This window comes from Phytopseudomonas straminea, from assembly GCF_900112645.1.
Taxonomy (GTDB): domain Bacteria; phylum Pseudomonadota; class Gammaproteobacteria; order Pseudomonadales; family Pseudomonadaceae; genus Aquipseudomonas; species Aquipseudomonas straminea.
Map to the genome: position 1 here is coordinate 374,208 of NZ_FOMO01000001.1, position 23,881 is coordinate 398,088.

General features: G+C 64.6%; 23 protein-coding genes. 12 read left to right on the top strand and 11 right to left on the bottom strand.

Annotation, left to right across the window (positions count from 1 at the left end; all coding sequences use genetic code 11):
- Positions 1-162 precede the first annotated feature (162 nt).
- From BM279_RS01670 to BM279_RS01710, 9 genes are all read left to right on the top strand, one after another.
- Entirely contained in the window at positions 163-2,382 is a 2,220-nt protein-coding gene (locus BM279_RS01670; protein ID WP_093500345.1) for a primosomal protein N', read from the top strand.
- Positions 2,383-2,524: 142 nt separating this feature from the next.
- Positions 2,525-4,264 (top strand): arginine--tRNA ligase, encoded by a 1,740-nt coding sequence (gene argS, locus BM279_RS01675; protein WP_093500347.1) that lies wholly within the window; start codon positions 2,525-2,527, stop codon positions 4,262-4,264.
- A complete protein-coding gene (locus BM279_RS01680; RefSeq protein ID WP_093500349.1) occupies positions 4,265-4,969 on the top strand; it encodes an SPOR domain-containing protein in 705 nt (234 codons plus the stop codon).
- Between the two features lie 238 nt (positions 4,970-5,207).
- On the top strand, positions 5,208-5,744 hold the full coding sequence (gene hslV, locus BM279_RS01685; protein ID WP_093500351.1) for an ATP-dependent protease subunit HslV: 537 nt from the start codon (positions 5,208-5,210) through the stop codon (positions 5,742-5,744).
- A 24-nt stretch (positions 5,745-5,768) separates the two neighbouring features.
- Positions 5,769-7,109 (top strand): HslU--HslV peptidase ATPase subunit, encoded by a 1,341-nt coding sequence (gene hslU, locus BM279_RS01690; protein ID WP_093500353.1) that lies wholly within the window; start codon positions 5,769-5,771, stop codon positions 7,107-7,109.
- Between the two features lie 63 nt (positions 7,110-7,172).
- On the top strand, positions 7,173-7,544 hold the full coding sequence (locus tag BM279_RS01695; RefSeq protein WP_093500355.1) for a gamma-butyrobetaine hydroxylase family protein: 372 nt from the start codon (positions 7,173-7,175) through the stop codon (positions 7,542-7,544).
- 208 nt (positions 7,545-7,752) lie between these two features.
- Positions 7,753-9,432 (top strand): class II poly(R)-hydroxyalkanoic acid synthase, encoded by a 1,680-nt coding sequence (gene phaC / locus BM279_RS01700; RefSeq protein WP_093500357.1) that lies wholly within the window; start codon positions 7,753-7,755, stop codon positions 9,430-9,432.
- Between the two features lie 30 nt (positions 9,433-9,462).
- Positions 9,463-10,323 carry a poly(3-hydroxyalkanoate) depolymerase gene (phaZ, locus tag BM279_RS01705; RefSeq protein ID WP_093500359.1) on the top strand — a complete coding sequence of 287 codons (861 nt, stop codon included), beginning with the start codon at positions 9,463-9,465 and terminating at the stop codon, positions 10,321-10,323.
- A gap of 30 nt (positions 10,324-10,353) precedes the next feature.
- Positions 10,354-10,977 (top strand): TetR/AcrR family transcriptional regulator, encoded by a 624-nt coding sequence (locus tag BM279_RS01710; protein ID WP_093500361.1) that lies wholly within the window; start codon positions 10,354-10,356, stop codon positions 10,975-10,977.
- Between the two features lie 51 nt (positions 10,978-11,028).
- Here the strand turns inward: BM279_RS01710 and BM279_RS01715 are convergent, their stop codons facing one another.
- From BM279_RS01715 to BM279_RS01760, 10 genes are all read right to left on the bottom strand, one after another.
- Positions 11,029-11,862, bottom strand: a complete 834-nt coding sequence (locus tag BM279_RS01715; RefSeq protein WP_093500363.1) for a phasin family protein — start codon at positions 11,860-11,862, stop codon at positions 11,029-11,031.
- 10 nt (positions 11,863-11,872) lie between these two features.
- Entirely contained in the window at positions 11,873-12,301 is a 429-nt protein-coding gene (locus BM279_RS01720) for a phasin family protein (protein WP_093500365.1), read from the bottom strand.
- A gap of 183 nt (positions 12,302-12,484) precedes the next feature.
- On the bottom strand, positions 12,485-13,549 hold the full coding sequence (locus tag BM279_RS01725; RefSeq protein WP_093500367.1) for an AlgP family protein: 1,065 nt from the start codon (positions 13,547-13,549) through the stop codon (positions 12,485-12,487).
- Between the two features lie 138 nt (positions 13,550-13,687).
- Entirely contained in the window at positions 13,688-14,149 is a 462-nt protein-coding gene (gene rsd / locus BM279_RS01730; protein WP_093500369.1) for a sigma D regulator, read from the bottom strand.
- Positions 14,150-14,460: 311 nt separating this feature from the next.
- Complete coding sequence (locus BM279_RS01735) at positions 14,461-15,738, bottom strand: heme biosynthesis HemY N-terminal domain-containing protein (RefSeq protein ID WP_093500371.1); 1,278 nt, start codon at positions 15,736-15,738, stop codon at positions 14,461-14,463.
- Positions 15,735-16,871 carry a uroporphyrinogen-III C-methyltransferase gene (locus BM279_RS01740; RefSeq protein WP_093500373.1) on the bottom strand — a complete coding sequence of 379 codons (1,137 nt, stop codon included), beginning with the start codon at positions 16,869-16,871 and terminating at the stop codon, positions 15,735-15,737. The genes BM279_RS01735 and BM279_RS01740 overlap by 4 nt, the downstream gene beginning before the upstream one ends.
- A gap of 16 nt (positions 16,872-16,887) precedes the next feature.
- Complete coding sequence (locus BM279_RS01745; RefSeq protein WP_093500375.1) at positions 16,888-17,661, bottom strand: uroporphyrinogen-III synthase; 774 nt, start codon at positions 17,659-17,661, stop codon at positions 16,888-16,890.
- On the bottom strand, positions 17,658-18,596 hold the full coding sequence (gene hemC / locus BM279_RS01750) for a hydroxymethylbilane synthase (protein ID WP_093500377.1): 939 nt from the start codon (positions 18,594-18,596) through the stop codon (positions 17,658-17,660). The genes BM279_RS01745 and hemC overlap by 4 nt, the downstream gene beginning before the upstream one ends.
- 111 nt (positions 18,597-18,707) lie before the next feature.
- A complete protein-coding gene (locus tag BM279_RS01755) occupies positions 18,708-19,454 on the bottom strand; it encodes a LytR/AlgR family response regulator transcription factor (RefSeq protein WP_093500379.1) in 747 nt (248 codons plus the stop codon).
- On the bottom strand, positions 19,451-20,527 hold the full coding sequence (locus BM279_RS01760) for a sensor histidine kinase (protein WP_093500382.1): 1,077 nt from the start codon (positions 20,525-20,527) through the stop codon (positions 19,451-19,453). Before BM279_RS01760 ends, BM279_RS01755 begins: the two co-directional genes overlap by 4 nt.
- 219 nt (positions 20,528-20,746) lie before the next feature.
- Here BM279_RS01760 and argH point away from each other — a divergent pair, with 219 nt between their 5' ends.
- Genes argH through BM279_RS01775 form a run of 3 tightly spaced genes read left to right on the top strand, consistent with a single transcriptional unit; the run spans position 20,747 to position 23,185 of the window.
- Positions 20,747-22,141, top strand: coding sequence for an argininosuccinate lyase (gene argH, locus BM279_RS01765; RefSeq protein ID WP_093500384.1), 1,395 nt, complete (start codon positions 20,747-20,749; stop codon positions 22,139-22,141).
- On the top strand, positions 22,138-22,683 hold the full coding sequence (locus BM279_RS01770; protein WP_093500386.1) for an AAA family ATPase: 546 nt from the start codon (positions 22,138-22,140) through the stop codon (positions 22,681-22,683). Before argH ends, BM279_RS01770 begins: the two co-directional genes overlap by 4 nt.
- Positions 22,684-22,705: 22 nt before the next feature.
- A complete protein-coding gene (locus BM279_RS01775; protein WP_093500388.1) occupies positions 22,706-23,185 on the top strand; it encodes a GNAT family N-acetyltransferase in 480 nt (159 codons plus the stop codon).
- Between the two features lies 1 nt (position 23,186).
- Here BM279_RS01775 and BM279_RS01780 read toward each other — a convergent pair whose 3' ends face one another.
- Positions 23,187-23,852, bottom strand: coding sequence for a glutathione S-transferase family protein (locus tag BM279_RS01780; RefSeq protein WP_093500390.1), 666 nt, complete (start codon positions 23,850-23,852; stop codon positions 23,187-23,189).
- Between the last annotated feature and the right edge of the window lie 29 nt (positions 23,853-23,881).

Sequence of the window (23,881 nt, forward strand, 5' to 3'; positions counted from 1 at the left end):
TTGGCCGCGGATCATACCAGAGCCGGGCCACGATGCAACTCGCCTGCGGCTACCGACCGTCGCGCCAACCTATCGCAAACTCTGGTTTCAGACCGTGAAAGCAACGTAGGTTGTTTTTCAGGGGCCTGCTAAGATCGCGCCTCGCCTGCCTGGAGCCCTTGCGTGCCTGACGTCATCCTGCGACTCGCCCTGCCCTCGCCACTGCGCCGGCTATTCGACTATCTCGCCCCGCGTGGCGTATCGGCCCGCGACCTGCAGCCTGGCGCGCGGCTGCGCGTGCCCTTCGGCCGCCGCGAGATGATCGGCGTGTTGATCGAGGTCAGCGATCACAGCGAGGTGCCGGCCGACAAGCTCAAGCCCGCCCTCGAGCTGCTCGATCTGCAAGCCCCGGTGCCGCCAGCGCTGATGCGCCTATGCCAATGGACCGCACAGTATTACCAGCACAGTCTTGGCGACACCCTGAGCTGGGCGCTGCCGGTGCTGCTGCGCCAGGGCGAACCGGCCGAAGCGCGCCAGGAACGCTTCTGGCTGATAGCCAAGGACGCTCGCCTGGACGACCCGCGCCTGGCCCGCGCACCGCGTCAGCGCGAAGCCCTGAAGACAATCGCCCAGCACCCCCACGGCGTCGCCCACCAACTGCTCAGCCAGCTGCAGATCAACCGCGACAGCCTGCAATTGCTGCAGGAGAAGGGCCTGGTGCGTGTCGAAGTGCGCCGCCTGAGCAGCCCGGAACGCCACGGCAACTGGCTGGCCCAGCCGGAGCTGCCGCTCAATACCGAGCAGCGCGCGGCCGCGGAGGCGGTGCGCGCCGGCTTCGACGGGTTCAATGCCTTCCTGCTGGCCGGCGTGACCGGCAGCGGCAAGACCGAGGTCTACCTGCAACTGATCCGCGAGACCCTGGAAGCCGGCAAGCAGGCGCTGGTGCTGATTCCCGAAATCAACCTGGGCCCGCAGACCCTGGCGCGCTTCGAGCGGCGCTTCAATGCGCGCATCGCCCTGCTGCACTCGGCGGTCAACGACCGCGAGCGCCTGGATGCCTGGCTGGCAGCGCGCGACGGCGAGGCCGACATTATCATCGGTACCCGCTCGGCGCTGTTCACTCCCATGAAGCGTCCGGGGCTGGTCATCATCGACGAGGAGCACGACGCCTCCTATAAGCAGCAGGAAGGCCTGCGCTACCACGCCCGCGACCTGGCCGTGGTGCGCGCCCACCAGGAAAACGTACCGATCGTGCTCGGCTCGGCCACGCCGTCACTGGAGAGCCTGCACAACGCCCACAGCGGCCGCTACGCCCTGCTGCGCATGAACCAGCGTGCCGGCGGTGCCCAACCACCGCGCTTCCTGCGCCTGGACATCAAGAGCCGCCCGCTGGATGCTGGCATGTCGCCACCACTGCAGCAGGCCATCACCCAGACCCTGGCCGCCGGCCAGCAGGTGCTGGTGTTTCTCAACCGCCGAGGTTTTGCGCCGACGCTGTTGTGCCACGAATGCGGCTGGCTGTCCGAATGCCCGCGCTGCGACGCGCGCATGACCGTGCACCAGCGCAGCCGCGAGCTGCGCTGCCACCATTGCGGCCACGCCGAACGCCAGCCGAGCAACTGCCCGAGCTGCAACAACGTCGACCTGCGCCCGGTGGGCGCCGGCACCGAGCGCGCCGAAGAAAGGCTGGAGATTCTCTTCCCCGACGTTCCCGTACTGCGCGTCGACCGCGACAGCACCTCGCGCAAGGAGGCGATGAATACGCTGTTCAACACAGTACAGCGCGGCGAATCCTGCATCCTGGTCGGCACCCAGATGCTCGCCAAAGGTCACCACTTCCCGCGCGTCACCTTGGTGGCGATCCTCGATGCCGACGGCGGGTTGTTCTCCGCCGACTTCCGCGCCAGCGAACGCATGGCCCAGCTGATCGTCCAGGTCGCCGGCCGCGCAGGCCGCGCCGAGGAGCCGGGCAAGGTGATCATTCAAAGCCATCTGGCCGACCACCCGCTGCTCGTGCAACTCACCGAGCAGGGTTATTTCGCCTTTGCCGATCAGGCCCTGAGCGAGCGGCGCGCGGCCGGCCTGCCGCCGTTCTGCCACCTGGCGCTGCTGCGCGCCGAGGCGCACAAGCCCGGCCAGGCCGAGAGTTTTCTCGAAGATGCCTGCAGCGAGGCCGAGCACTTGCTGAACGAACTGGCGCTCAGCGGCATCGAACTGCTGGGCCCGGTGCCCGCGCCCATGGAGCGGCGCGCCGGACGCTACCGCGCGCAATTGCTGCTGCAGGGCAACGCCCGTGCGCCGCTGCACAAGCTGCTGGCGCACTGGCTGCTGATCCTGGAAAGCCTGCCCAGCGGCCGCGCGGTGCGCTGGTCGCTGGATGTGGACCCTATCGACCTGTTCTGAGCACCCGACTCTCATCCAGAGACAACTGCCACGCGCTTTTCCTTGCCGCCGGTGGCCTGCAACCTACGGCTGCTTTTATAATGCGCAGTTTTCCACCCACGCTTTCGAGCGGCGCCGCACCTCGCGGCCGAACGAGCAGACCATGAAAGACAGCATTCGCCACCTGATCCAGCAAGCCCTGACCCGCCTGACCGCCGAAGGCGTGCTGCCCGACGGCCTGAGCCCGACGATTCAGGTGGAGAACACCCGGGACAAGACCCACGGTGACTTCGCCAGCAACATCGCCATGATGCTGGCCAAGCCGGCCGGCATGAAGCCACGCGACCTGGCCCAGAAACTGATCGACGCCCTGCCGGCCGATGCGCAGATCAGCAAGGTCGAGATCGCCGGCCCCGGCTTTCTCAACTTCTTCCAGAACAGCGACGCCCTGGCCGAGCGCCTGGAAGCGGCCCTGGCCGACGAGCACCTCGGCGTGCGCAAGAACGGCCCGGCGCAGCGCGTGGTCGTCGACCTGTCCTCGCCGAACCTGGCCAAGGAAATGCACGTCGGCCACCTGCGCTCGACCATCATCGGCGACGCCGTGGCTCGGGTGCTGGAGTTCCTCGGTGACGAGGTGATCCGCCAGAACCACGTCGGCGACTGGGGCACCCAGTTCGGCATGCTGCTGGCTTTCATGGAAGAGAACCCGGCCGCCGCGGAAAGCGAGCTGGCCGACCTGGAGGGCTTCTACCGCGCCGCCAAGAAGCGCTTCGACGAGTCGCCGGAATTCGCCGAGCGCGCCCGCGCCCTGGTCGTCGATTTGCAAGCCGGCGAGCCGGAGTGCATGCGCCTGTGGAACCGCTTCAACGCCATTTCCCTGAGCCACTGCCAGAAGGCCTACGACCGCCTGGGCGTCAAGCTGACCCCGGCCGACGTCAAGGGCGAAAGCGCCTACAACGCGGATCTCGCCAACGTGGTCGCCGACCTGCGCAGCAAGGGCCTGCTCACCGAGGACAACGGCGCCCAGTGCGTTTTCCTCGACGAGTACAAGAACGCCGAAGGCAACCCGCTGCCGGTGATCGTGCAGAAGGCCGGCGGCGGCTACCTGTATTCGACCACCGACCTGGCGGCCATGCGTTACCGCAGCCAGGTGCTCAAGGCCGACCGCGCGCTGTACTTCGTCGACCAGCGCCAGGCCCTGCACTTCCAGATGGCCTTCGAAGTCGCCCGCCGCGCCGGTTTCGTGCACGAAGGTATGGACCTGGAGCACATGGGCTTCGGCACCATGAACGGCGCCGATGGCCGCCCGTTCAAGACCCGCGACGGCGGCACCGTGAAGCTGATCGACCTGCTCGACGAAGCCGAATCGCGCGCCTACGAACTGGTCAAGGCCAAGAACCCGGAGCTCGACGAAGCCGAGCTGCGCCAGATCGCTCGCGCAGTGGGCATCGGCGCGGTGAAATACGCCGACCTGTCCAAGCACCGCACCAGCGACTACAGCTTCAACTTCGAGCTGATGCTGAGCTTCGAGGGCAACACCGCGCCCTACCTGCTGTACGCCTACACCCGTACCGCGAGCATCTTCCGCAAGCTGGGCAAGGGCATCGAGGACATCGGTGGCCACATCGAACTTCACGCCCCCCAGGAAATCGAACTGGCCGGCAAGCTGGCGCAGTTCGGTGAAGTGCTGGGCAGTGTCGCCGACAAGGGCACGCCGCACCTGCTGTGCGCCTACCTGTACGACGTCGCCGGGCTGTTCTCCAGCTTCTACGAGCATTGTCCGGTACTCAGCGCCGAGGACGAAGGCACCCGCCAGAGCCGCCTGCGCCTGGCCGGCCTGACTCGCCGCACCCTCAAGCAAGGCCTGGAACTGCTGGGCCTGGAAACCCTGGAGCGCATGTAAGTGGCAGCCCGCAAGAAGCCAGCACCCAAGCGCGGCGCCAGTCGCTACAAGGCCCCGAGCAAACGCCCGGTACCCGGCTGGATCTGGCTAGCCTGCGGCCTGGCCGTGGGCGTGTTCGTCACCCTGCTGCTCAACCTCAAGCCGGGCGACGACGCAGTCAAGCGCGAAAAGCCCCAGCCTGAGCGCAGCACCGCCGCCAAGCCCAAACCGACGCCAACCACCAGCAGCCAGGAGCCGGGCAAGCCCAAGTACGACTTCTACACCCTGCTGCCGGAGTCGGAGGTCATCGTGCCGCCCGATGCCGTACCGCCGCCTACCACGCCGACGCCCGAGCAGAAGCCAGTCACGCCCGAGGAAGCCGCCAAGATCGACGCTGCCCGCGCCCAGGCCGCGCTCAACGGCGAAACCCCGCCGCCCGCGCCTCCGGTCACCAAGCCGGCGGAAGCGAGCCAGGCGCCGCTGACCACCCAGTTCTTCCTGCAGGCCGGCTCCTTCCCGAGCAAGGACAAGGCCGAAAGCATGCGCGCGCAGATCATCCTGCTCGGCCAGAACGTGCGCGTGGAATCCGGCACCGTGCAGGACAAGACCTGGCACCGCGTGCTTGTCGGCCCCTTCGCCAACCGCGAACAACTGGCCAGCGCCCAGAAGACTCTGGCGGCCGGCGGTTTCGGCAATCTGCTTTTACAGCAGCGCCAGCTACGCTGATCGCCTTTAATAGGCGATTGGAAAACTACCTGCGTTGCCGCTGCTTCGTTAAAACAGGCTAAAAAATGCTCATTTACAACACGTAAACTGCGCTTTTTTAGCCTGTTTTGCCTCGCATCGGCGGCCTCGCCTACGCTTTTCAATGGCCTGCTAACCCGCCGCCGGTTGAAAAACCGCGGCGGGCCCCCATCTGAGTTTTCATCAGGGCCATTTCGCCCCGCAGCGTGGAGACTCTCCCTTGACCACCATCGTTTCAGTCCGCCGCCATGGCAAAGTCGTCATGGGTGGCGACGGCCAGGTTTCGCTCGGCAATACCGTGATGAAAGGCAACGCCAAGAAGGTTCGCCGCCTTTACCACGGTCAGGTGATCGCCGGTTTCGCCGGTGCCACTGCCGACGCCTTCACCCTGTTCGAGCGTTTCGAAGCGCAACTCGAGAAGCACCAGGGCCATCTGGTGCGCGCCGCCGTCGAACTGGCCAAGGACTGGCGTACCGATCGTTCCCTCAGCCGCCTGGAAGCCATGCTCGCCGTGGCCAACAAGGACGCCTCGCTGATCATCACCGGCAATGGTGACGTGGTCGAACCCGAGCACGGCCTGATCGCCATGGGTTCCGGTGGCGGCTTCGCCCAGGCTGCGGCCCTCGCGCTGCTGCAAAAAGGCAGCGACGAACTGGGCGCCCGCGAGATCGCCGAAACCGCGCTGAACATCGCTGGCTCGATCTGCGTGTTCACCAACCAGAACCTGACCATCGAGGAGCTGGACTCGGCTATTTAAGCCAGTCCGGATCGGAGCCCGCCCATGTCCATGACACCCCGCGAGATCGTTCACGAACTCAATCGCCACATCATTGGCCAGGACGACGCCAAGCGCGCCGTGGCCATCGCCCTGCGCAACCGCTGGCGGCGCATGCAGCTGCCGGCCGAGCTGCGCGCCGAGGTCACGCCGAAGAACATCCTGATGATCGGCCCAACCGGCGTCGGCAAGACCGAAATCGCCCGCCGCCTGGCCAAGCTGGCCAACGCGCCGTTCCTCAAGGTCGAAGCCACCAAGTTCACCGAGGTCGGCTACGTCGGCCGTGACGTCGAGTCGATCATTCGCGACCTCGCCGATGCCGCCTTGAAGATGCTGCGCGAGCAGGAAATCATCCGCGTGCGTCACCGCGCCGAAGACGCCGCCGAAGACCGCATCCTCGACGCTCTGCTGCCACCGGCACGCACCGGCTTCGCCGAGGAAGCGGCGTCAGGCAGCGACTCGAACACCCGTCAGCTGTTTCGCAAGCGTCTGCGCGAAGGCCAGCTGGACGACAAGGAAATCGACATCGAAGTGGCCGACAGCCCGGCCGGCATCGAGATCATGACCCCACCCGGCATGGAAGAAATGACCAGCCAGTTGCAGAACCTGTTCTCCAACATGGGCAAGGGCAAGAAGAAGAGCCGCAAGCTCAAGGTCAAGGACGCCCTGAAACTGGTGCGTGACGAGGAAGCCGGTCGCCTGGTCAACGAAGAAGAACTCAAGGCCAAGGCCCTGGAGGCCGTCGAGCAGCACGGCATCGTGTTCATCGACGAGATCGACAAGGTGGCCAAGCGCGCCAATGCCGGCGGCGCCGACGTGTCCCGCGAAGGCGTGCAGCGCGACCTGCTGCCGCTGATCGAAGGCTGCACCGTGAACACCAAGCTGGGCATGGTCAAGACCGACCATATCCTGTTCATCGCCTCAGGCGCCTTCCACCTCAGCAAGCCGAGCGACCTGGTGCCGGAGCTGCAGGGCCGCCTGCCGATTCGTGTCGAGCTCAAGGCACTGAGCCCGCAAGACTTCGAGCGCATCCTCAGCGAGCCCCATGCGTCGCTCACCGAGCAGTACGTGGCGCTGCTGCAGACCGAGGGCCTGGGCGTCGAGTTCGTCGACAAGGGCATCAAGCGTATCGCCGAGATCGCCTGGCAAGTCAACGAGAAGACCGAGAACATCGGTGCTCGTCGCTTGCACACCCTGCTCGAGCGTCTGCTCGAAGAGGTGTCGTTCAGCGCGGCGGACCTCGCCGGCCAGCAAAGCGGCGAGACCATTCGCATCGACGCCGCCTATGTGAACAGCCACTTGGGCGAGCTGGCCCAAGACGAAGACCTGTCCCGCTACATTCTCTGATAGCCTGACCCTGCACGGCGCCGCCTGGCGCCGTGCAGTCTTTCAGCCCGCCTGGAGCCCGTCGTGCTCATCCCCACTTCGATCAAGCTGCACAAGGCCTCGCGCATTCTGGAGCTGCATTACGGCAGCGACAGTTATCGGCTGCCCGCCGAGTTTCTGCGCGTGCATTCGCCGTCGGCCGAAGTGCAGGGCCACGGCAAGCCCATCCTGCAGACCGGCAAGCTGAATGTCGCATTGATTGGCATCGAACCGGCCGGCAACTACGCCCTCAAGCTGACCTTCGACGACGGCCACGACAGCGGGCTGTTCAGCTGGGATTATCTGCACCAACTGGCTCTGCGCCAGGACGAACTCTGGCGTGATTATCTGGACGCCCTGGCCGCAGCCGGTCAGTCCCGCGACCCGAACGAGTCGGTCGTACGCCTGATACTCTGACGCCGTTCAGATCGTCGTTTTCCCACCCCGCCCCCACCTGGCCGATCTTGCGCTAGCGTCTAAACTCGGGTAACCAGAGCATTTCAGGTTCACCCGCCATCCTCTGGATGCTGCAAGCGCCACTACCACTGCCAATCGCAAGCCTCGCCAGGATCGACGTCATGGCTAAAGCCAATGGCTGCCTGCGCGGGCAAAGGGAGCGTTGTCGATGAGTGAAAAGCAGAACGATGACCTGAAATACAAGCCGACCAAGAGCACCATGGGGATCAACCCGGTCATCGGTATACGCGGCAGGGATCTGCTGACCTCCGCCCGTCTGGTGCTGACCCAGGCCATGCGCCAGCCACTGCACAGCGCCCGGCATGCCGCCCACTTCGGCCTCGAGCTGAAGAACGTGCTGCTCGGCCAATCCAAACTGCAGCCCGACGACACCGATCGTCGTTTCAATGACCCGGCCTGGAGCCAGAACCCGCTATACCGCCGGTACCTGCAAACCTATCTCGCTTGGCGTCAGGAACTGCACGACTGGGTCGAGCACAGCTCGCTGTCCGAGCAGGACGTCAGCCGCGGCCACTTCATCATCAACCTGCTGACCGAGGCGATGGCGCCGAGCAACAGCCTGGCCAACCCGGCAGCGGTCAAACGCATCTTCGACACCGGCGGCAAGAGCCTGCTCGATGGCCTTTCGCACATGGCCAAGGACCTGCTGAACAACGGTGGCATGCCCAGCCAGGTGGACATGAAGGCCTTCGAAGTGGGCCGCAACCTGGCCACCACCGAAGGCGCCGTAGTGTTTCGCAACGAGGTGCTGGAGCTGATCCAGTACACGCCGGTCACTGAGCAGGTCTACAAGCGCCCGCTGCTGGTGGTGCCGCCACAGATCAACAAGTACTACGTATTCGATTTGTCGCCGGAAAAGAGCCTGGCGCGTTTTCTGTTGCGCAGCCAGGTGCAGACCTTCATCGTCAGCTGGCGCAACCCAACCAAGGCCCAGCGCGAATGGGGCCTGTCGACCTATATCGAGGCGCTCAAGGAAGCCGTCGAGGTGGTCTGCGCGATCACCGGCAGCAGCGATGTAAACGTGCTGGGCGCCTGCTCCGGCGGCGCCACCACCGCCTCGCTGCTCGGCCACTACGCAGCTATCGGTGAACAGAAGGTGCATGCCCAGACCCTGCTGGTCAGCGTGCTGGATACTCAGCTGGACAGCCAATACGCACTATTCGCCGACGAGCAGACCCTGGAGGCCGCCAAGCGCCGCTCCTATCAGGCCGGCGTGCTGGAAGGCAGCGACATGGCCAAGGTGTTCGCCTGGATGCGCCCCAACGACCTGATCTGGAATTACTGGGTCAACAACTACCTGCTCGGCAACGAGCCGCCGGTGTTCGACATCCTCTACTGGAACAATGACACCACCCGCCTGCCCGCCGCCCTGCACGGCGAATTCATCGAGATGTTCCAGGCCAACCCACTGACACGCGCCGGCGCGCTGGAGGTCTGCGGCACGCCTATCGATCTCAAACAGGTCAGCTGTGATTACTACGTGGTGGCTGGCAGTAACGACCACATCACGCCATGGACGTCCTGCTACAAGTCGGCGCGGCTGTTCGGCGGGCAGTGCGAGTTCGTGCTGTCCAGCAGCGGGCATATCCAGAGCATTCTCAACCCGCCGGGCAACCCCAAGGCGCGCTACATGACCAACCCCGACATGCCGGCCGACCCTAAGGCCTGGCAGGAGGACGCCACCAAGCACGCCGATTCCTGGTGGCTGCACTGGCAGCAATGGCTGACCGCCCGCTCCGGAGAAACCAAGAAGGCACCCGCCAAGCTGGGCAACAAGCGCTACCCGGCAGCCGAGGCGGCGCCGGGCACCTATGTGCACGAACGCTAAACGCACGACGACCACCGACAGGGGCGCCACATGTCATCAGCCTTCGTGTTTCGCACTATCGTGCTGGATCAACAGACGATCCGCACCGCCGTGCGCCCTGGCAGCCCGGACAAGGTGCCGCTGCTGATCTTCAACGGCATCGGCGCCAACCTCGAGCTGGTCATGCCCTTCGTCAACGCCCTGGATAAGGATCAGGAAATCATCGCCTTCGATGTGCCGGGCGTGGGCGGCTCCTCCACGCCGAGCATTCCCTATCGTTTTCCCGGCCTGGCCAAGCTCGCGGCGCGCATGCTCGATTACCTGGACTACGGCCGGGTCAACGCCATCGGCGTGTCCTGGGGCGGCGCCCTGGCACAGCAGTTCGCCCGCGACTACCCGGAGCGCTGCAAGAAGCTGGTGCTGGCCGCAACCTCGGCGGGCGCGATGATGATTCCGGGCAAGCCCAAGGTGCTGTGGCGCATGGCCAGCCCGCGCCGCTATCTGCAGCCGTCCTACGGCGTGCATATCGCCGCCGATATCTACGGCGGCGCCTTCCGCCGCGACCCCAAACTCGCACTGTCCCACGCCAGCAAGGTGCGCTCGGGCGGCAAGCTCGGCTACTACTGGCAGCTGTTCGCCGGCATGGGCTGGACGAGCATTCACTGGCTGCACAAGATCCGCCAGCCGACCCTGGTGCTGGCCGGCGACGACGACCCGATCATCCCGCTGCTCAACATGCGCCTGCTGGCGTGGCGCATCCCCAACTCCGAACTACACGTGATCGACGACGGCCACCTGTTTCTGGTGACCCGCGCCGAGGTGGTGGCACCGATCATCATGAAATTCCTCGCCGAGGAGCGGCAGCCGGCGATCATGCATCCCCAGAACGTGACGGCTCGTGGGCAGCCTTGAATACCGCCTGCGCTGGGACGCGCTGAACAGATGAAAACCCGTGACCGTATCCTCGCCGCTACCCTGCTGCTGTTCAACGAGCGCGGCGAGCCCAACGTCTCGACCCTGGAAATCGCCAACGAGCTGGATATCAGCCCGGGCAATCTCTACTACCACTTCCACGGCAAGGAGCCGCTGACCCTGGCGCTTTTCGAGCAGTTCCAGGCCAAGCTGGCGCCTCTGCTCACGCCCCCTGACGATGTCGATCTCGATGCACAGGACTACTGGCTGTTCCTGCATCTGATAGCCGAAGGCATGTCGGCCTATCGTTTCCTGTTCCAGGATCTCTCCAACCTCAGCGGGCGCCTGCCCAAGCTGGCTGCCGGCATGCGCCACTGGCTCGCCAGGCTACGCCATACGCTGGCGGCCCTGCTGGCGCGCCTTAAAGCCCAACACCTGCTGGTAAGCGACGAAAAAACCCTGCAGCAACTGGTCGAGCAGATCGTGCTGACCCTGCTGTTCGCCCAGGACTACCAGCGCATCGTCGCCCAGCCAGCCGACAGCCGCCTGGTGGTCTACCACGTGATGATGCTGGTCGCCCCTCACCTGCAGGACGAAGCGCGCCACACCACCGAGCTCTTGGCTCTGAGCTATCTGCAGGAAAGCGCCCGCTGAAATAAAAACGCCCGATACGAGATCGGGCGTTTGGGGAGGTCGCTCAACGGCTCAGGACTGCGTGCCGGTAGGCGTCGTGGTGGTGGCCGGAGTTGCCGCTGGAGCTGGCGTTGTAGCGGACGGTGCCGGCGGTGTGGCGGCCTTGCTCGCAGCCGGCTTCTTCGCTGCCGGTTTGCTGGCTGCCTTGGTAGCGGATTTCGCGGCAGGTTTGGCTGCCGATTTGGCCGCTGGCTTGGTAGCCGCTTTGGCGGCTGGCTTGGCCGGCGTCTTGGCGGCAGTAGCCGGTTTGGCTGCAGCCGTCTTGCTGGCCGGCGCCTTCTTGACCGCTGCGGGCTTGGCGACAGCTGGCTTGGTGGCGGGTTTGGCAACGGCAGTGCTGGCTGCCTTGCTCGGAGTCGACGCTTTGGTCGCCGGCTTGGCCGCAGCCTTTTTCACCACAGGCTTGGCTGCTGCCTTGCTGGAAACGCCGGTCAGCGTCTCCAGTTGCCGGGTCAGCAGGTCGACCTTGTCATTGAGCGCCTTGACCTCGTTGCGGCTCGGCACACCCAATCGGGAGATGGCGTTGTTGAGGCGCTTGTCGAAGGCTTCCTCGAGCTCGCTCCACTTGCCGATCGCCTTGTCCTTGACCTCGTCGACGCGCGAACGGGCGCTGCTGACGGACGAGTCGACCGACGATTTCACCGCATCGGCCTGCTTGCCCACGTTGCTCTTGGCGGTTTTCTCGGCCTTTTCGCCATCCTTGACCAGGGTATCGAACAGCTTGGTGCCGTCCTTGCTGACCTTGGAGTAAGCGCCCAGGCCTGCCAACCAGATCTGCCGCGAGTACTTTTCAACCTCGCCGATCCACGAGCTGGTCTGTTTCTCGGTTTTCTTTTTGACAGCCATCCTGCTCTCCTTATTGGGTACGCGCGACACGCTCGAGCAACGCGCTCAGCTCATCCAGCTTAGCAGACAGGGCCTGAATATCCTGTCGGGCGGGAATGCCAAGACGGTTCAGTGCGCCAGCCACGCGCGAGTCGAAGGCCTGCTCGATCTTCTCGATTCGGGCAGCGACCTGGTTCTTCACAACGGACACTCTGCTTCTGGCTTCGTCGATCTGGCCATTGGCCGCATCGACCTGTTCATTGACCTGCTCACGGCCGCGCCGTTCCGCCAGCTCCCCGAGGCGTACTAGGGAGTGGAAATAATCCAGCCCTTCCTGTCCCGCCTTAGCGTAGGCACCCAGACCGGCGAGCCACAGCTTTCTGACCCCTGAAGGTTCATTGGTGGCAGTTGAGCGACGAGTAGAGACGAGCGGTGTCTTGCTGACGGTAGCGTTGGACATGGTGCACCTCACAGTAGCTTGGGAGATGGCCTGCACGACACAGGCTTAACAAGCACCGTAAAGAGCAAAACTAGAAAACGCATACTAATCGGCGCGACCAGGATTGCGCGGAGCGTTCAGGTGAAACGAGGAGAGTTCGTGCGAAGCCTGCGAGCGCACGGCTCGCAGGCTTGGGACAGCCTATCAGTTGCTGGCTGGCGGCGTTGCGCCGTTGGCAGCTGGAGTCGAGGCAGCGGCTGGCTCGGTCGCCGGCTTGCTGGCGGCGGAAGCGGCTGGCTTGCTGGCTTCAGGCTTTGCGGCTGGCCTGGCTGCAACCGGCTTGCTCGCAGCCTTGGCGGCAGGTTTGCTAGCCGCTGGTTTGGCTGCCGCTTTGGCAGCGGTCGCAGGCTTGGCAGCCGTTTGGGCTGATGGCTTAGCGGCTGCTTTGCTCGCTGGCTTGGCAGCAGGTTTAGCTGCGGTCTTGGTCGCAGGTTTAGCAGCAGCGGGCTTCGCAGCTGCCTTAGCGGCAGGCTTGGCTGCAGCCGGTTTAGTCGCGGTTTTGGCGGCAACCGGTTTCGCAGCGGACTTGGCCGCTGGCTTGGCAGCAGTCTGCGCAGCCGGCTTAGCTGCGGGTTTCGCCGCAGCTTTAGCCACGGCAGGTTTGGCAGTTGCCTTGGCAGCCGGCTTAGTTGCAGTCGGTTTGACAGCGACTTTGGCGGCAGTCGGTTTTGTGGCGGACTTGGCCGTTGGCTTGGCTGCGGGTTTCGACGCCGCCTTAGCCGGAGCAGGTTTTGCAGCCGCTTTGGCAGCAGGCTTGGCTGCGGCCTTAGAAGCAGCCGGCTTGGCCGGAGCCTTGTCACGGCTGGACAGTGCCTTGCCGGCTGCTTCACGCACCTTGCCAACGCCCTGGGCCAGCTTCAGGCTTTCCTGGGCATCGCGCTTGAGTTGCACAATGTACTGACGGGTTTCGGTCTGGCGTGCCTGCAGCGCATCGAGCGCGCCTTCCAGCTCATCCACCACGACCTTGGCTTTGGACTGCGCCTTGGCCTTGCCATCGGCCACCGCGGACTGCAGCTTGCCACGGGCTTTGTGCAGTTTTTCCTGAGCGCTACCGCGCTGTTTTTCCAGCTTGGCGAGAATCTTCTCGGCATCTACCAACGCCTGCGAGCAGGCGTTTTCGAGGTGTTCGAGCAAGCTGCCAGAGAGTTGCTGCAGCAGATGCAAAGGGGTGGTGACCGCTTTTTTCTTCACGTTTTTTGTGGCCGGCATGACGCGCCTCCAGGCGGATGGGATAAAGCCATACTAGGTGGGGTGAAATTTGCGCCCGCCCGCTGCGCTTTGCAAGCACCTGCGCAGGGTGGCGAAAGCCAGAAACGACGAGGCCGCGGATGATCGCGGCCTCGTGGCTCATACGGCAGCGGCGGTCGCCTGCTGCTTGTGGGCGGTGTGCAGCACTTCGATCAGGCAGTCTTCGAGTTCGAAGCGCTCGTGCAGCATTTTGCCGAGGCGTTTGAGCTCCAGGCTCACCGCGTCGGGATCACCGCAATCGCCCTCGTCGCAGCGGTCGTTGAAGGCCAGGGCCGCTTCGGTGATCACCTCGATACGCGGATAGATCTGCTTGGCCAGCTCCAGGCCACGCTGATCACCAAACGCCCGGGCTTCTTCGGTGAGCTGTTGGTAGACCTCGAAATGTCCGGCGGACACATAATCGACGAGGTATTCGCAGAACCGCTGCATCACCACCTTGTCACCGACGTCGTCGATGGCGGCATAAGCCTTGATCAGTTCGGCACGTTCCTGCAGCCAACGGTCGATCATCAGGTGTACGCCACCCCACCGCTCCTGCGCATTCTGGCAACTTTCGAGCATGGTGATCCGCTCCCTTTGAGTAAGTCCTGTAGGCATCGGGGCTCAGAACATCGTTCAACCTGTCTTCGCCACGAATCGGAAGTTGGCTGGTCACCGGGCCATATCCCACTGGCCGAAAGTCGATGCCGGACAAGGCGGGCAAAGACGGCAACGCACCACGAGTCGATCCCTGAACGTGCAGCCGAGTCCGGACACTAGCACGATTCGAACTGCAGTCCGACCACTCATTTCGTCTCAGGTTATGCCTGCGTCCAGCACCCTTCAAGCGACATCGCAAGTGGCGCCGACCAAAAGGCCGGCGCCTAAAAACCTTAGCCGCGGCCGGCCGTGGGCTGTGGTTCAACTGCTGTGGTTACCGGCGCCACGCTCACTGCCTGACCACTCAGGCGCCGGTCGAGCAGGCCCAGGCCTTCCTGAAACAAGCGGTTACTGCGCTCCACCTCGCCCAGCTGGGCGAGCAGGCGCGCCAGCTCGGCACAGGTTTCCGGGTGCCGCTCCAGGCGCAGGCTGGTTTCGAAGTAATCGCGGGCCTTGCCCCACAGCTGGTTGTGCAGGCTCAGCCGGCCCAGAGTGAGCAGCAGACCGGCATCGTCCGGATGATGCTTGAGCCAGCCCTCCGCGGCCTGCAACTGCCTGGCCGAGTCGCGGCCACGCAGCAGGCCGTAGAGACGCGCCAGGCGGCCATCGTATTCACGATTAAGCGCCTTGTGCAGCAACTCCTCGGCGCCCGGCTCGGCGCCCAGTGCGCGCAAACGGTCGGCATACACCGCCAGCAATTCAGGCTCGCCGCGCAGGTTTGGCGACAGACGTTCCCAGGCCTGGGCCAGAGACGGCAGCGCCCCGTCGCCGGCATCATCGAACTCCAGCGCCAGCAGATATTCACGCCAGGCACGTCGCTCCAGCGCCATCAGCTCGGCCGGCGCCAGGGCCTTTTCCTTGCGCAGCACCGGCAGCAGCTTGAGCACCGCCTGCCAATCGCCACGGGTTGCATAGAGCTGCTGCAGTTGGCGCAGCACCTGCGGGTTGTGCGGATGGCGTTCGTGCATCACCTGCAGGGTTTGTTGGGCGTCATCGATTTCACCACGCGCCAGTTGTAGTTCGGCGTGGGTCAGGGCGATTGCCAGCTCGGCGTTGGGCTGGCGCTGCAGCGCCTCTTCCAGCAGGGCGTCGCTTTCCTGGTAATGCTCGAGGTTGTGAGCGGCACGGGCGGCGCCCAGGTAATGGATCAGGGGCCGCGGCTCGTTGCGTGCGATGCGGCTCAGGTGCGTCTGCGCCTTGCTCCAACGCCCTTCGATCAGTTCCTGGAAGCCATGCTCGGAAGCACTGCGCACGCGGCGCTCGCGGTGCAGCCGCGACCAGGGGTTGATCAGCCCGACCGAGACCAGCAGCGCACGAATCAGCACGCGCAGCAACCAAAGCGCCAGCACGACCGCGGCGAGCAATAGCACAAAGGCCCACAGCGTCGACTCGTAGCGAAAGCCCTTGTAGGCGAACAGCACGTAGCCCTGATGCTCGGAGATGGCCAGGCCCAGAAGCGCCAGAGCGCCGATCACCAGCACGGTGAGCAACAGCAGGTAAACGCGCTTCATGGGCGCTCCTCCTCACCGTCCTCGCCCGGCGCATCCTTGAGGCGCTCACGCGCCGACTGCTTGTGCTCGATATAGGCCTGAACGGCGTTGAGCGATTCGCCGAGCTCAGGCGCCTTGACCTCGATGGGCTGGTCGACCAGTTCGCCGACGCGGGCGCGCAGGGCGCGGCTATCCGGGTTGTCGCGGTTGAAATTGGCGTCCAGCACCTCGGCTGCTTGCTGCAGCGCCTGCCGGTAAACCTGGGTCTGCCCATGCAGCGCGGCCCACTGGGCCTGCTCAAGCGCCAGGCTCAGGGCCAGGCGCACTTGCGTCAGACTTTGCCCGGCGAGCAGCGGACGCACGTTCTGGTCAGCGTTGAAATCGAGACGGAAATACTGCGAGAGCTTGTGCAGAGCCTGGCCCCACCAAGTGCCGGGCTCGCTTTCGGCGGCCAGTTCGCCGAGCACGCCGCCATCGGCGACGAACTTGGGATTGAGCGAGTTGAGCTGCGCGGCCTGCTCTCGCAATGCGCCGAGCTGCAGGAACAGACCGGTGCGATCGGGGTTGTCGGTGGCGTGCAAGGCTTCCAGGCTCCTGGCCAACTGCTCGCGAGCGGCGAAGGCGGCGGGGTCGTCCTGGTCACGAAGGATCTCGTCGGCCGCCTGGACCAGCGCCGTGGCGCTATTGATGTCCTGCAACGCCGACAGACGCAGGCTGGCCAGACGCAGCAGGTGCTCGGCCTCGGCCAAGCGCCACTCCTGGCGGCTCGCGCCCAGCACGGTTTCCAGGCGGCGATTGAGTAGCTGCTGGTCGCCCTGCAACTGCGCTACCAGTTGGCGGCGCTCTTCGAGCTCCTGCACGCTGGGCAGTTGCTGAAGACGATCATCGAGACTTTCGGTGCGCTGGTTCAGTGCCTGGGCCTGGCTGCGTGCCTGCTCGAGCTGGCTGGACTGCTGCCGGGTTTCGCTCTGCAGCGCACGCAGTTGCCAGGCACTCCAGCCGCCGACGCCGACACCAATGGCGCCAATCAGCAGGGCCACGGCGGCGATGGCTGAGCCACGCGCCGCGGGCTTGGCCTCGGCAGCGACCGGGGAAGATTCGGGGGCGGTCAACACAGGCTGTTCCTGCTCTTTCGGGGGAGTCGCTTCGCTCACGTATCCATCCTTTGCTTCAAGAGTCGGGCGAAGCCTGCGCACGCAAGGCCGCCAACAACGCCGCAGTGTCGGCACCACGGCAATCCACAACATCAACCGCGCCCAGCTCGCGCGCCATCTCAGCGACACGCGGGCTGGGCACGAACAAGGGTAGCTGCGCCAGCGTGGGCCAGTCATCCGCCGCCAGTTGCTGCAGATGCATCAGACCCTGCCCACTGCTGACCACCAAGCCATTCAAGCGTTCCACCTGTATCAGCCGCTGCAGCGTGCCGGCCGGGTAGGTAGGCAGCATGCGGCGGTAGACCGGTAGATAGTCCACCTCGACGCCCTGGGCCCGCAAGCTGTCAGCAAGCAGGGTACGGCCATCCTCGCCGCGGATGATCAGCACCCGCGGGAACATCGCGGCCTTGAGGGGTTCTTGCAGCTCGGGTAGCTCCAGCAACGCTTCACTATCGTCGCCGTTTTTCGGCCAGAACACCGTCAGGCCGTAGTCGGCGAGGATCTGCCCGGTGCCGGCACCAACGCTGAACCAGGGCTGATCGGATAGTGGCTGCGGCCAATACCGATCGAGCAGTTCAAGACCGAAACGGGCGGCGGGCTTGCTCACCACGATCACTGCCGTGTAGCGGTGCAGGTCGCAAATGGTCGCGCCATGCTGAGGCGTTTCTGGCAGTTGCTCGATACCCAGCAGGGGCAGGCAGGCGCAGTGGATGCCTTCACTGGCGAGCGTTTGGGCCAGTGCCTGGCCCTCCTGCTCGGTTCGGGTCAGCAGCAGGCGCCAGGCACTCACTCGGCAGCGGCCTCGCCGTATACGGCCTTGAGGATTTCGCCCGCACCCTGAGCCAGCAGTGCCTCGGCGACGTCGATGCCAAGGCGCTCGGCGTCCTCAGCCGAACCGCGTTGTTCGGCACGCAGCAAGCGGCTGCCATCAGGCTCGCCAACCAGGCCACGTAGCCACAGCTGCTCGCCTTCGAGAATGGCGTAGCAGGCAATCGGCACCTGGCAGCCGCCGTTGAGGCGCTTGTTCATGGCACGCTCGGCGGTGACGCGCAGCGCCGTCTCGGTGTGGTTGAGCGGCGCCAGCAGTTGCTGCAATTGAGCATCGCCGACCCGGCACTCGATACCCACCGCGCCCTGCCCGCCCGCCGGCAGGCTGTGCTCGACCGTAATGGAGGCGCGGATGCGATCTTCGAAACCGAGGCGGATCAGCCCCGCCGCCGCCAGGATGATGGCGTCGTACTCGCCGGCATCCAGTTTGGCCAGACGAGTGTTGACGTTGCCACGCAGAAAATGGATTTTCAGATCCGGGCGACGCGCCAGCAGCTGGGCCTGGCGACGCAGACTGGAGGTGCCGACCACACTGCCGGCCGGCAGCGCGTCGAGGCTTTCATAGGTATTGGAAACGAAGGCGTCGCGCGGATCTTCACGTTCGCAGATGCAGAACAGGCCGAGCCCTTCCGGGAAATCCATCGGCACGTCTTTCATCGAATGCACGGCGATGTCGGCCTGGTCTTCGAGCAGCGCGGTTTCCAGTTCCTTGACGAACAAGCCCTTGCCACCAATCTTGGCCAGTGGCGCGTCGAGCAACTTGTCACCACGGCTGACCATCGGCACCAGGCTCACCCGCAAGCCCGGGTGGGCCAGTTCGAGACGGGCCTTGACGTGTTCGGCCTGCCACAGGGCCAGGGCACTCTTGCGGGTGGCGATGCGAATTTCGCGGGTCATGCGGACGTTCCAGAAAACCAGTTGCCGCGAATGATAACAGGCTCACGGGGCGCCGGCCCGAAGCCGGCTGCGACCCTTCGCCCTACTGCTCGCGACTCTGCTACTGATTCGCTAGATCTGGTTCATCAGCTTGCGCACACCCGCGACATGGCGGCGGCTGACCACCAGCGCATCGCCATTAAGCCCCTTCAGATACAGCTGGAAGTGACCCAGCGGAGTGCGCTGCAGGCGCTCGATGCGCTCGCGGGCCACCAGGGCATTGCGGTGGATACGCACGAAGCGATCACCGAATTCGTCTTCGAGGGCTTTGAGCGGCTCGTCGAGCAGTACTTCTCCACCGTCATGACGCAGCGTCACGTACTTGTGGTCGGCGATGAAGTAGATCACGTCGTCCAGGGGGATGAGCTCGATACCTTTGCGAGTCCGCGCGCTGATGTGGCTGCGCGGGCCGACGCCGCTTTCGGCGGCTGGGCGGGTCAGTGCAGCCAATTGCACACGGTTGAGGCGCTCGGCCTTCTTCAGCGCATCTTCAAGATGCTCGGGACGCACGGGTTTGACCAGATAGCCCACCGCGCTGACCTGAAAGGCCTCCACGGCAAATTCATCATGGGCGGTGCAGAAGATCACCGCTGGCGGCGCCTCGCGCTCGCAGAGCCTGGCGGCGGCCTGCAGGCCGTCGAGGCCCGGCATGCGGATGTCGAGCAGCACTACGTCGGGCTTGAGGCTCTCCACGAGCGCCAACGCCTCTTCGCCATTGCTCGCAGAGGGCTCGACCACACGATAGCCGTCCAGCGCGGCCACCATTCGGCTCAGGCGCTCACGGGCAAGGGGTTCGTCATCAACGATCAAGACATTCATAATGATCTGGCTTCCTGCATGGGTCTTGCACATGGGTAGCGTAGACGGGTGTAGTGAAGGCCATCGCGGCGCTCCACACTGAGATTGGCCTGCGAACCGAAAAGTGCCGCAAGCCGTGCATCGATGTTGGCCAGTGCCTGGTGCGTACCGCGCGAGGCCATGGGTGCGCCGCCCTCCTCATAGGGGTTGCAGACGCTGAGATGGAATACACCATCGTTGTATGTGGCTGATATCTGCACCAGTCCCCCCTCGATACGTGGCTGGATACCGTAGATCAGAGCGTTCTCCAGCAGCGGCTGCAGAGTCAGCTGAGGAATCGGCAGGTCAGCGGGAACATCGTCGACATCCCACTGCAACTGTAGCCGTTCGCCAAGCCGGTATTGCTCGATAGACAGGTACCGCCGTGCCAGATCCAGTTCCTCGCTCCAACTGACGAGGCTTCCGGGCTTGGCCAGGCTTGCCCGGAACAGGTCGGAGAGATCCAGCACCGCCTGTTCCGCCCTGGCAGAATCTGTGACAACCAGGCTCGCGATGCTGTTCAAACTGTTGAACAGGAAGTGCGGGCGGATGCGCGCCTGCAGCGACTCGATGCGCGCGCGCAGCTCGGCCTGCTCCTGACGCCGCCACTGGCTCTGCAGGTAGAAATAACGCAGCAGCAACGCTGACATGATCAGGCTGATCAGCGCATGGCGCAGGTACAGGTTGACCTCGCCCTCATGGGGCAACGGCCCGCCCAGATCGTAGTAGTCGGCCACCGCCGTGCAGCCCATCGTCAGCCCAACAACCAGGGCGCAGCAGGCCGCCCCCGCCCACATCGCCCGCAACCTGGCGAGCAGCGGCCGCAGCCGACACAACAGTGCCGAGGACAGCAGCATGATCCACTGCACGAACAGCGAGGTCAGCGCCAGGCGCACCCAGTCGAAACCGGGCAACATCGGCTCGGCGAGCACCAGTACCAGCACCAGCAATTCGGCGAGCAGCACGGTGCTGAGCAGCGCTTCGGGCTGGCACAGTTCGGGCACGAAGAAATCGTTCGGCGCCTGGGGGGGCGAGGTCTTGCGTTTGTCGTTCATCTCGGCAGTTTCGGCGTGCACTGCGCAACCGGCAAGAGAGCCCGTGGCAGGCAGGCGAAATAAGCCGCGTAAACGCGTGGCCGAGGGACGAAACTGTGACCCAGGCGACACTCGCACCGGCCACTGCGCAGGGTGTCGGGTCTGTTATCATCGACACACTTTTCCGCCATGACGGGCAGCCTTGATCCGTCCGAACACGCCTACAGCCGAGCCACATTCATGAGCCAAGAAAAAACCAATCAGTCCTGGGGCGGCCGCTTCAGCGAGCCCGTCGACGCCTTCGTCGCACGCTTCACCGCCTCGGTGGAATTCGACAAGCGCCTCTATCGCCACGACATCATGGGCTCCATGGCCCACGCCACCATGCTGGCCAAGGTCGGTGTGCTCACCGATGCCGAGCGCGACGCCATCGTCGACGGCCTCAAGCAGATCCAGGGCGAGATCGAAGCCGGTCAGTTCGACTGGCGCGTTGATCTGGAAGACGTGCATATGAACATCGAGGCGCGCCTGACCGACCGCATCGGCGTCACAGGCAAGAAGCTGCACACCGGCCGCTCGCGCAACGACCAGGTAGCTACCGACATCCGCCTGTGGCTGCGCGACGAGATCGACATCATCCTTGCCGAGATCACCCGCCTGCAGCAGGGCCTGCTGGGCCTGGCCGAAGCCGAAGCGGACACCATCATGCCCGGCTTCACCCACCTGCAGACCGCGCAGCCGGTGACTTTCGGCCATCATCTGCTGGCCTGGTTCGAGATGCTCTCGCGTGACTACGAGCGCCTGGTCGACTGCCGCAAGCGCACCAACCGCATGCCGCTGGGCTCGGCCGCACTGGCCGGCACCACCTACCCGATTGCCCGCGAGATCACTGCTGAATTGCTGGGTTTCGACGCCGTTGGCGGAAACTCCCTGGACGGTGTTTCCGATCGCGACTTCGCCATCGAATTCTGCGCCGCCGCCTCGCTGGCGATGATGCACCTGTCGCGCTTCTCCGAAGAGCTGGTGCTGTGGACCAGCGCGCAGTTCCAGTTTATCGACCTGCCGGATCGCTTCTGCACCGGCTCCTCGATCATGCCGCAGAAGAAGAACCCGGACGTGCCCGAGCTGGTGCGCGGCAAGACCGGCCGTGTGTTCGGCGCCCTGACCGGCCTGCTGACCCTGATGAAAGGCCAGCCGCTGGCGTACAACAAGGACAACCAGGAAGACAAGGAGCCACTGTTCGACGCTGCCGACACCCTGCGCGACAGCCTGCGCGCGTTCGCCGACATGGTGCCGGCAATCAAGCCCAAGCGCGAAATCATGCGCGAGGCGGCGCTACGCGGCTTCTCCACCGCCACCGACCTGGCCGATTACCTGGTGCGCAAGGGCCTGCCCTTCCGCGACTGCCACGAAATCGTCGGTCATGCCGTGAAGTACGGCGTACAGAGCGGCAAGGATCTGGCCGAAATGAGCCTCGACGAACTGCGCCAGTTCAGCGACCAGATCGAGCAGGACGTGTTCGCCGTGCTGACTCTGGAAGGCTCGGTGAATGCCCGTAACCACATCGGCGGCACCGCACCGGCCCAGGTGCGTGCGGCGGTGGCCCGCGGCCAGAACCTGCTGGCCACACGATGAGCGTTCCCGGCCGCCGGATTTCGGTGGTCGGCTGCTCCGGCGCAGGCAAGAGCACACTGTCGCGCCAACTGGCACGGCAGCTGGGCTACCGGCATATCGAGCTCGATGCACTGTTCCATCAACCCAACTGGCAACCGTTGCCCACCGAGCAATTCCAGCAGGCAACGCGTGAAGCTCTGCACGGTGACGGCTGGATCGCCGAAGGCAACTATTCGGCGGTGCGGCCGCTGGTACGCGAGCGCTCGGACATGGTCATCTGGCTCGACCTGCCGCGCCACAAGGTCATGCGCCAGGTGATCTGGCGTACCTTGCGCCGGCTCACCACGCGAGAGGTGCTGTGGAACGGCAATCGCGAGCGCTGGAGTAATCTCTTCAAACTCGACCCGCGGCAATCCATTCTGGCCTGGGTCTGGACGCGACACGCGGTCTACCGGCAGCGCTACAGCGAAGAAATGCGCAACGTTTCACCGTCTTGCACCTACCTGCGCCTGGACTCACGCCAAGCCGTCGAGAACTTTCTGGCCAGCCTGCCGCATCGTTAAATTTCTATATCGGAAGACTTTCATGACCCTGAACATCCGCCCCGCGGTACGCGAAGACGCCGCCCTGATCCTGCGTTTCATCACCGACCTGGCCATCTACGAGAAGGCCGAGCACGAAGTGAAAACCGATGTCGCCGGCATCGAGAACAGCCTGTTCGGCGAGGGCAGCACCGCCCACGGTCTGATCTGCGAACTGAACGGTGAGCCGATCGGCTACGCCGTGTATTTCTTCAATTACTCGACGTGGCTGGGCAAACACGGTCTGTACCTGGAAGACCTGTACGTCACCCCGCAGCAGCGCGGCGTCGGCGCCGGCAAGGCGCTGCTGCGCCACCTGGCCAAGCTGGCGGTGGCTCGCGGTTGCGGGCGCTTCGAGTGGTCGGTGCTGGACTGGAACACGCCCGCCATCGATTTCTACGAATCGATCGGCGCCAGGCCGCAGAACGAATGGATCGGCTATCGCCTGACCGGCGAAGCCCTGACGAGCTTCGCCGCCGGCTGATTCAACCGCCGAAACGCGCCTTCATGTGGGCCAGGAACGGCCCCATCAACGCGTCCTTGTCGGCCGCGATGCGCTGTACATTAGGGTTCTTGGCGAATCTGTCGAGCAGTTCTTTTGCCGTGGGAAAATCGCCCAGCAGGTCGATGGCGAACACCTTGTGGGCCACGGCGGCGGCCAGGTCGACGCTGTACAGGAAATACAGGTCGGCCAGGCTCAGGCTGTCGCCCGCCACGTAGGGCGAGAAGGCGCCGAGGCGCTTCAGCGAATCGATACCGGCCAGCAGCTCTTCACGGGTCTTGGCCTGGATCGCCGGGTCGACCTGCAGACCGAAGAACGCCTGGGCGTAGCAGGCACGAGCCGGCAGCTCGATATACAGCTCGATGTGCCTGGCCAGCTCGCGTATCCGCGCCTGCTTGTAGGCATCGCCAGGCAACAGCGATGGCCCCTGGCCCAGCGCCTCGAGGTATTCGAGAATCGCCGAGGTCTCGCTGATGTAGCCATGCGCGCATTGCAGCACCGGCACCTTGCCGCGCGGGCTGATCGCCAGGAAGGCCTCGTCGCGGGACGCGAAGACCTGCACTTCCTCGAACGGCAACCCCTTCTCCAGCAGGGCGAGCTTGACCATGTTGTAGTAGTTGCTGACGGCGAAACCATGGAGCCTGAGCATGGATACGTTTCCTCTGGTAGGCAGACCGG